Below are 8,906 nucleotides of genomic sequence, written 5' to 3'. Positions count from 1 at the left end.
GAGCTGGCGCCGGCCGAGGACGAGCTGGCGGGTGCGGGCAGCGGGATGCTCACGTTGGGACCCGTGGCCCACTACCTGGGCGAACTGGCCACCGCGCTCGGCCGGGACGCCGAGGCGCACCACCGGAAGGCGGCCGAGGTCCTCAGCGGAACTCGCTGACCACCTCGGTCACCTCGACCTCCCGGTTGGGCACGGTGGTCGGCGACTCGAGGTGGACGGCGCCGGTGGGGAGGACGCCCGCGCCGCCGTACCGGGCCATCACCCGCCACTGCGCCCCGACGTCCTCACCGGCGTGCTCGTCGGGGAGGCTCGGCCAGAAGTCGAACCCGCCGCAGTCGACGAGCGCCTGCCGGTCGAACATCACGCAGCCGCCGACCCATGCGATCTTGTAGGCACGCCACTCACCGGGCCGCAGCCCGAGCTTCTGCTCCAGGTGGTACGGGTTGGCCGCGGCGTTGAGCATGGACCGCCACCAGTCGGGGTTCTCGCGGCTCATCCTTTCGGGGACCACCGACTCGGCCCACTCCTCGTAGTAGGCGAGCGCGTCGGGCCGCACGTCATCCACATAGGACAGCCCCTGAGGTGCGGCACCGACGAACCCGCAGCCGAGCGAGCCGATCGCCTCCCGCATCCGCGCGACCGCGCCGGGCTCGAGCCACACGTCGTCGTCGAGGAAGAGCACGTACTGAGCGGTGGCCTGGTCGAGCAGGTACTGCCGGTGCTCGGCGAGCCCCCGCCGCGGCAGGTGGCGGGTGAAGTGCACCTCCCGGCCCCCCCGCCGCAGCACCCGCGCCATCGACTCGGCCGGCGACGTCGCGTAGGAGGGCGCCCCGTCGGACTGGTCACTCACGAACACCCGAAAGTCCTGATAACTCTGCGCCGCGAGCCCGGCCAACGTGGTGGCGAGCTCCACCTGCCGGTTGCGTGTGGGCACCAGGATGTCGACGTCCACGGTCATGGTCTCGGGTATGCCCACCCCGGGCGCGGTTATGCGCCCACCCGGCGCACGCCTTCGGCATCGCCCTGCGGGTGGCCGAGGGCCCGCGGCGGCCGCCTCGGGGGAGGCGGCCGCCGCGGGGACCGGTCACGGGGCCCAGGGGGAGCTGACCGCCCAGCTCACGTCCTGGGCGTAGGACGTCGGGTTGTCGTACGTGTGCGCGCCGCTGTTCGAGGCGACCCACACCTCCTCCGCGTAGTGGCGGACGTTGGTGCCCAGCTCGTTGATCGAGGCCAGGCGTACGCCGCCGGTGCCCGGTTGGGCGCAGAACGTCGCGTCCCGACGGAACAGGTCGGTGTTCTCGTTCGCCGAGAGGTGGACGCGGAAGTTCTGGTGGCGGAGGTAGCTGCCGGGGAAGTTGCGGGACTCGAGCGAGTAGCAGCTCGGGTCCGCGAGGCCGGCCCGCACGACGAACGTGGCGTCCTGCTTGGACACCGTGTCGCTCGACGAGGTGATGACGTCCGTCCTCGCCAGGCTGTCGCGGTGGCGCAGGTAGCGGTCCGTGAAACCCGGTGTGGTCACGCGGAAGGACACCGCCTGGTCACGGGTGAGGTCGGCGCCGCTGCGCCACAGGGGGACGGTCACCGCCCACGTCGTGTCCTGCGCGAACGACGTCGCCGTGTCCCACGGGTTCGCGCCGCCCTGCTTCGCCAGGTACACCGCCTCGTTGTAGTGCCTGATGAACGAACCCGGGTTGCTGTACGACTCCAGCGACGTCGCGCCCCAGCCCGAGCGCGGGCAGAACGTCGCGTCGGCCGCGAAGGCCGCCGTGCCGTCGCTGGGGTCATTCTGGATGCGCAGGCTGACGTTGTGCAGGTACCGACCCGGGAAGTTCCGCGACTCGAACGACACGCACGAACTGCTCGCCAGGCCTGGCCGAACCCAGAAGGTCGCGTCCTGCTTGAGCAGGTCGCCGCTGTCCACGTCCGTCCTCGCCAGGCCGTTCTGATGGCGCAGGTACCGGTTCGTGTACCCCGGCGTGGTGACCCGCAGCGACACCAGCTCACCGCGGGAGACGTCCGTGCCCGCCGCCGCGGCCAGCACGCGCTGGTTCACCGCGAGCACCCGCGACGCCGTCATCTTCAGCACCCGGCGGTCGTAGGTGTAGAAGCCGTTGACCTCGTTCTCCACGTCGTAGGGCTCGGTGTAGACGGACGCGGACAGGCCCCGCGTCTGCACGAAGCGCGCCACCTGCGACGTGATCGTCTCGTAGCGGGTGGTCAGCGAGTTCTCGTCCGGGTACAGGTCGCCGTAGGCGAAACCGTTGCCCGGCGACCACTCGCTGCCGGTCACGCGCCGGCCCAGGCCGCCGTACTCGCCAAGCACCGCGATCTTGGTCGCGTCCGGCAGGCGGGTGCCATCCGACATCTGGTACGCGTGGTCGTCGATCACGTCGTCGTTGGTGGGACTGGGATCCGAGATGCAGCAGTTCGAGCCCGAGTCGTGGTTGATCAGCCGCGACGGGTCGATCGACCGGACCAGGTCGACGATCCGGGCGTTGTCGTACTCACCCCAGCCCTCGTTGAACGGCACCCACTGCACGATCGACGTGATCCCCTTGAGCTGGTTGACGACCCGCTGCAGCTCCGACTCGAAGTTCGCGTGGCTCGCCGCGGGCGGGTCCGCGACGGCGTCCACCGCCGGCATGTCCTGCCACACCATCAGACCGAGCTTGTCCGCCCAGTAGTACCACCGCGCGGGCTCCACCTTGATGTGCTTGCGAACCATGTTGAACCCCAACGCCTTCTGGCGTTCGAGGTCGAACCGCAGCGCCTCGTCCGTCGGCGCCGTGTAGTTCCCGTCCGGCCAGAAGCCCTGGTCGAGCGTGCCGAGCTGGAAGACGAACTTCCCGTTGAGCAGCGGGCGCAGCACGCCGCCGACGACCGCCTTGCCCAGGGAACGCATGCCGAAGTAGCCGGTCACGGTGTCGGTGCCCATGGTCACCCGCAGGTCGTACAGGTACGGGTCGCTCGGCGACCACAGGTGCGCGTTCGGTACGGGAACCCGGATGTGCGCGCCAACAGTGCCGCTGGCGGTGCCGACGACCGTGCCGCCGGCCAGCACCTCGGCCCGGACCTGCTGCCCCGCGCTGCCCTGCACGACGAGGTCGAGCACACCCCCCGGCACGTCCGGAACGGTGTCCAGCCGCGTGACGTGGTTGGCCGCCACGGGTTCCAGCCACACCGTCTGCCAGATGCCCGACGACGCCGTGTACCAGATGCCGCTCGGGTTGCGGCGTTGCTTGCCGATCGGGAACCGGCTGCCGTCGACCGGGGAGTACGCGCCGACGATGATCTCGTTGTCGCCTGACCGCAGCGCGCCGGTGATGTCGAACGTGAACGCGTCGTAGCCGCCGGTGTGCGTGCCGACCTGGGTGCCGTTGACCCACACCCGCGTCTCCCACGTCACCGCGCCGAAGTTCAGCAGCACGCGCCGGCCGCTCCAGGTGGACGGCACGGTGAACGTCCTGCGGTAGAACATGTAGTCCTCGTGGCGCTGGATGCCCGACAGACCCGACTCGATCGGGTACGGCACCAGCACGCCCTCCGGCAGCGTCTGCCCCACCGGCGGCGTGTTGATGCTGGACGCCCCCGAGAACTCCCACACCCCGTTCAGGTTCTGCCACTCCGACCGGACCAGCTGCGGCCGCGGGTAGTCGGGAAGGGCGTTGGTGGGGGAGACCTGGCTGGTCCACGGGGTGGTGAGGGGCGGTGCCTTGGGTTGCCACACGGCCGCCTCCGCGGCCGGTGTGATCGCCAACGCAGCGCTGGCGGCGAGGAGGAATCCTGTTGCCGCGCCGACTATTCGTCTGAACATGATGGCTCCTTTAGGCGGCAACGAGCGCGCCGAGGCCGCTCGCCTGCGTACGCCAGTCGACCTGGTTGGGGCTGCCGCCCGCCCAGCGCTGGCCGGTCCGGTTGAGGTTGTCGCGGTCCCGGGTCCAGATGGAGTCCGCCTGCCGCTGCGCGAACGAGGTGTACGTGGTGGCGCCGGTCACCGACGCGAGGTCGGTGAGGTACCGGCTGAAGATGCCCTTGAACTGCTTCTGGTTGTCGTCACAGGTGTTCTGGCCGAGGTCGCAGGACTCGGTCAGCACGCCGTCGCGGGTGAGCCCGGTCAGCGCGGCGTCCGCGAGCCGGCGAGCCGCGGCCAGCAGCGTGCCGTCGCCGGTGGCCCGCCACGCCTCGACGAGACCGCCGATGGCCAGGCCCTGGTTGTAGGTCCACACCGTCTGGCCGTTGTTGCGGCAGTCGGCGGTGAGCCCGTCGTTGACCAGGTTCGCGGAGTTGATCATCCCGCTGCCGAGGAACCAGGTCGCGGCGGTGCGGGTGCGTTGCTGCCACACGGTGTCGCCGGGGGTCCGGTTGTGCACCGAGGCGGTGAGCCGCAGGTACAGCCCGGCGGTGACCGCGTTCTTGTAGGTGCGTTCCCGGTTCCACCAGACCCCGCCGCCACACGTGCCGGTGTCCCAGTACTGGTGCACGTAGTTCGCGATCGTGGTGGCCATGGCGAGGTACCGCTGCTGCCCGGTGCGGTCGTAGGCCGCGATCCACGCGAGACCCCACCACGCGCTGTCGTCGATCGCGCGGCTCACGAAGTTCCCCTCGATGGCGTCGCTGCTGCGCACACCCGCCGCGAAGACTCCCTTGTTCTGGTCGAATGTGCGCGCTATCACCCAGTCGTAGGCCGGGTCGCCGTGGTCGATCAGCGTCGTGAGCGTCGCCGCCGAGTTCCACCAGCTGCTCGGCCACCAGCCGGGGTACGGGTCGTAGGAGTACAGGAGGGCGTCGGCGGCCGCGCCCGCCCGGGTGGGCGCGGGCCGGGACCACGCGGTGCACGCGCCGTTCTGCCCGGTCACCGCCCGGCCGCAGGCGCGGACGGCGCCGCCGTAGAGCCGGCCGCGGGGATCGCGGGTGGCGAACATCGTGGTGCGCGTGCCCGCCGCGCCGGCCGGCACGGACACCCGGCCGAGCGACGAGCCGTCCGGCCAGGTCGCGCCGCTGTCCCACGAGCGGTCCAGCCAGATCTCGTCGCCCTGCGTGCCGGACTCGGTGCTGCCCCAGGCCATCCCGTTCTGGTCGACGTGCAGCCGGATCACCCGGCCGGACAGCGACGTGGACGGCACCGGCTGGAGGTCGCCGTTGGCCTGTCCGGCGTCCGTACGGTCACACCGGACGTCGCACACGGTCGGGTACACCCAGTCCGTGCAGCCGACGCCACCCGCGTCACCACAGGCGCGGACCAGGCCGCGACGGTGGTTGCGCGGGTCGGAGACGTTGTACATGAGCGTGCGCGTGCCGGTCCAGGTCGAGGGGATGCTCGCCTTGCCCAGCAGGCCCTCCCACGTGGCGCCACCGTCCCAGGAACGGTCGAGCCAGACCGAGTCGCCGGTCACGCCGTTGTCGATGCTGCCCCACGCCATACCGTCCACGTCGGACACGTGCAGCACGAGGCGCCGGCCGTTGAGGTTCTTCTCCGGCACCGGGAAGATCTCCTGCCCGGTGCGCGACGGGTCGAGCGTGTCGCAGAACAGGAAACACACGGCGTTAGCGCTCACATCCGCGGCGCCGGGCACTGGTTGGAGCACCGCCGCGACCAGCAGCAGCGCGATGAGTGGCGTTCTCACAGCAGCCGCCACACGTGGTCGGCCGTGCCGTTGTCCGCGAACTGGACGACCTGCGCCGAGTCGGCGTAGGACATCCCGTCGACGCCGAGCAGCTTGTCCGAGTTGGCGTTCTGCAGCCGCCACAGTCCGTCGAGGTCGGCGCGGAGGCGCCAGAGGTGGTCACGCGTGCCGTTGTCGCTGAACTGCACCACGATCGCGGAGTCCGCGGTGGACATCTGGTCCACCCCGAGCACCTTGCCGGAGTTCACGTTGCGGATGCGGAAGTAGCCGTCCGCGTCCGGCAGGAACCGCCACAGGTGGTCGGCCGCGCCGTTGTCGGCGAACTGCACGACCCGCGCCGAGTCGGCCGTGGACATCCCGGCGACCGCGAGCACCTTGGTGGAGTTGAGGCTCTGGATCCGCACGTCGCCGTCCGGGATGATCCGCCACAGGTGGTCGGCGGTCCCGTTGTCGGCGTACTGGACCACGTGCGCGGAGTCGGCCGTCGACATCACGTCGACCCCGAGCACCTTGCCCGAGCGCCGGTTGCGCAACCGGAACCAGCCGTCGCCGTTGTCGACCAGCTCCCACACGTGGTCGTCGGTGCCGGTGTCGGCGAACTGCACGGCGTGCGCGGAGTCGGCGGTCGACATGCCGTCGATGCCGAGCACCTTGCCGGAGTACGCGCTGAGCACCTTCACCCGGCCGTTGCCGAGGTCGACGAGCCGCCAGAGGTGGTCGGCGGCGCCGTCGTCGGCGAACTGGACGGCGTGCGCGGAGTCGGCCGTGGACATCTGGTCGATCGCGAGGACCTTGCCGCTGTTCCCGTTCTGGATGCGGCACGCCGGGCCGGGCGTGCCCCACGTCCGGGTGCCCCCGGTGCGGGGGAACGTCGTGATCCGCAGCCGGGCCGCGCCCATCGGGACGAGCGCGATCCGTTCGACGGCCGTGTCCGTCGTCACCTGGCCGCCCTGCAGCGTCCCGACGACGTTCTCGCTGTCCGCGGTCCAGTCGGGGATCCGCTGCGCGGACACGGTGATCCGGACCGGTGCCGCGGCGGGCGTGAACGGGTCGTCGACGTTGCCGCCGGTGGTCACCGCGGGCCGCGGGTCGGTGGTCAGACCGTAGTTCCACGCGGTGCCGGACGTGACCTCCCACTCCGGCCACGCGTCGGTCCCGGCGTAGCGGTGCCACTGCTCGTCGAAGCCGAGGGAGAAGGTCAACGGGCCGTACGCGACCGACACCGCGCCGCTGGTCCACGACTGTGTGCGCGTGCTCATCGGCAGCGTGAGCACGACGACGTCGCCCTGCCGCCACGTGCGGTTGACCGAGGCGAACCGGGGACCGCCGGCGATGGCCAGGGCGCTGCCGTTGACCGTGAGCCGCGGGCTCGCGCACCACCCCGGTACCCGCAACGCGAGGGTGAAGGTCGCCGGCCGCGCCATGGTGAACGCGAACGTGACGGTGTCGCTGAAGGGGTAGCCGGTCTTCTCGGTGACCGTCACCGGCACGCCGGCGACGGTCGTGGTGACGGTCGACGGCCCGTACAGCGCGGCGGCGAGCCCGCCGTCGGCGCCGCGCAGCCACATCTCCTCGACGAAGTACGGCCAGCCCTGCCCGTAGTTGTGCGGGCAGCAGCGGTAGTCCCGCACACCGGGTTTGTACGCCTGCATGGCGAAGTCGTTCTGGAACTGGCGGCGGGTCTTGCGCACGTTGTCCAGCTGGATCGAGTTCGCGCTGGTCACGTAGTGCGTGACCCGACCGGCGGGGTCGAGCGCGGCGGGCAGGGAGTTGAACGCGAGGTCCTCGGTGCGGTCGGCCCACACCGGGTCGCCGGTGACCCTGGTGAGCAGTTCGTGGCTGGCCATGAACTCGACCACCCCGCAGGTCTCGAAGCCCTGCCGGGGATCGCCGAAGCCGGGGCGGGCGTTCTCATCGCCCGCGAAGCCACCACCCGGGAACTGGCCGTACGTGGCCAGCATCGTGTCGTAGTTGCGGTAGGTCGCGTCCCGGTGCGCGGTGTCGCCGGACAGCTGCCAGTACTGCGCCGGCTCCCGGAAGCCCTGCGCGAAGTTCACGTTGTGCGGGCTCGCGATGCCGCCGGTCCAGTTCGCCGACAGCCGGTGGATGCGCGCCGCGAGGTCGAGGAGGGTGGCGTCGCCGGTCCGCTCGTACAGCCAGAAGAGGACGTCGAGCGTGTCGCCCCAGCGGGTGTGGCCCCAGCCGTCGACGAACACGCCGTCCGGCTGGCGTGCCACGAACTGGAAGTACCGGGTGAGGGCGGCGTCGATCCTGGTGTCGCCGTGGTACTCGGCCCACGAGCGGAGTACGTGCAGCATCGGCATGTGCGGCCACAGGTCGGCGTGGCCGCCCTGGGCGGTGCGCAGGCGGGTGGGGCCGAAGTACCCGTCGGACGCGGCGGTCGCGAGGACGGCGTTGACCCAGCGTTCGGTGTCGGCGAGCACGCGTGCGTCGCCGGTGACGTAGCCGAGGTCGCCGTACCCGCGCAGCCAGTACGGCAGCTCCTCCCAGCCGTCGAGGTCCGGGTGGACCCAGCCGGTCTGGTCGAACTGCAGGTAGCCGGAGACCTCGGGGTAGTGGCCGCACAGGCCGCCCAGTTGTCTGTCCAGCTGGGTGGCGAGCCAGCCCTGCGGGCGGACCGCGCCGGGCGGGAGCCTGCGGAAGGTGGGCGTGCGCAGCGGCGCCTTGCTCGGCGCGGCCGCGGCTGGGGTCGACGGAAGGAGGGCGGCAGCGGTGGCGAGTGCGCCGCCCATGAGGAGAGTACGTCTCTGTACTGTCATGGGTTGCTCCAGGTGCAGGGGGTTCCTGGTGCGTGTTCGGTTATGGGGTGGTGCTCTCCCTGACCTCCAGGACGAACGGGATCTGGATGTCCTGAGGGGGGAAGTCGGTGTCGCCGGTGGCGCGGCGGTGGACGAGGCCGATGGCGGTCCTGGCGAGCGCGGCCTTGTCGGGGGCGATGGTCGTGAGCGACGGCACGCTGTAGGCGCTGTGCTCGGTGTTGTCGAACCCGACGACGGCGATGTCGGCGGGCACCCGGTAGCCGTGGTCGAACGCCGTGCGCATGGCGCCGAGCGCGAGCATGTCGTTGAAGCAGAACACCGCGTCCGGCGGCTCGGTGAGCGCTAACAGCTCGGTCATGGCCGCCGCGCCGTCCCGGTGGTGGTAGCGCAGGGCGGGCGCGACGATCTCGGGCAGGCCGGCCTCGGCGAGGGCGCGGCGGTAGCCGGCGAGCCGCTGGGTGGCCGTGCCGCGCGTCGGGTGCTGCCCGATCACGGCGATGCG

The 8,906-nt window shown here is 71.2% G+C and carries 5 protein-coding genes; all 5 read right to left on the bottom strand.

From position 1 onward, the window contains the following. Positions 1 to 142 precede the first annotated feature (142 nt). Positions 143 to 958, bottom strand: coding sequence for a glycosyltransferase family 2 protein (locus tag ACJ73U_RS00025; protein WP_407775375.1), 816 nt, complete (start codon positions 956 to 958; stop codon positions 143 to 145). A gap of 126 nt (positions 959 to 1,084) precedes the next feature. After that, positions 1,085 to 3,814, bottom strand: a complete 2,730-nt coding sequence (locus ACJ73U_RS00020; protein ID WP_407775374.1) for an AbfB domain-containing protein — start codon at positions 3,812 to 3,814, stop codon at positions 1,085 to 1,087. Positions 3,815 to 3,824: 10 nt separating this feature from the next. After that, positions 3,825 to 5,624: a glycoside hydrolase family 76 protein gene (locus tag ACJ73U_RS00015; RefSeq protein ID WP_407775373.1), complete on the bottom strand. Its 1,800-nt coding sequence runs from the start codon at positions 5,622 to 5,624 to the stop codon at positions 3,825 to 3,827. Beyond that, positions 5,621 to 8,404 (bottom strand): RICIN domain-containing protein, encoded by a 2,784-nt coding sequence (locus ACJ73U_RS00010; RefSeq protein ID WP_407775372.1) that lies wholly within the window; start codon positions 8,402 to 8,404, stop codon positions 5,621 to 5,623. Before ACJ73U_RS00010 ends, ACJ73U_RS00015 begins: the two co-directional genes overlap by 4 nt. Before the next feature lie 40 nt (positions 8,405 to 8,444). After that, positions 8,445 to 8,906: LacI family DNA-binding transcriptional regulator (locus tag ACJ73U_RS00005; protein WP_407775371.1), on the bottom strand; the 462-nt coding region annotated here is incomplete at its 5' end.

Origin of the sequence: Actinophytocola sp. (assembly GCF_045807065.1) — a bacterium.
Classification (GTDB): Bacteria; Actinomycetota; Actinomycetes; order Mycobacteriales; family Pseudonocardiaceae; genus Actinophytocola.
Note: the sequence above shows the minus strand (reverse complement) of the source record. Positions and strands in the feature narration are given on the sequence as shown.

What these genes read in the sequence shown, in the direction of transcription:
- ACJ73U_RS00025 (WP_407775375.1), bottom strand. Translation starts at nt 958, where the DNA reads ATGACCGTGGACGTCGACATCCTGGTGCCCACACGCAACCGGCAGGTG.
- ACJ73U_RS00020 (WP_407775374.1), bottom strand. Translation starts at nt 3,814, where the DNA reads ATGTTCAGACGAATAGTCGGCGCGGCAACAGGATTCCTCCTCGCCGCC.
- ACJ73U_RS00010 (WP_407775372.1), bottom strand. Translation starts at nt 8,404, where the DNA reads ATGACAGTACAGAGACGTACTCTCCTCATGGGCGGCGCACTCGCCACC.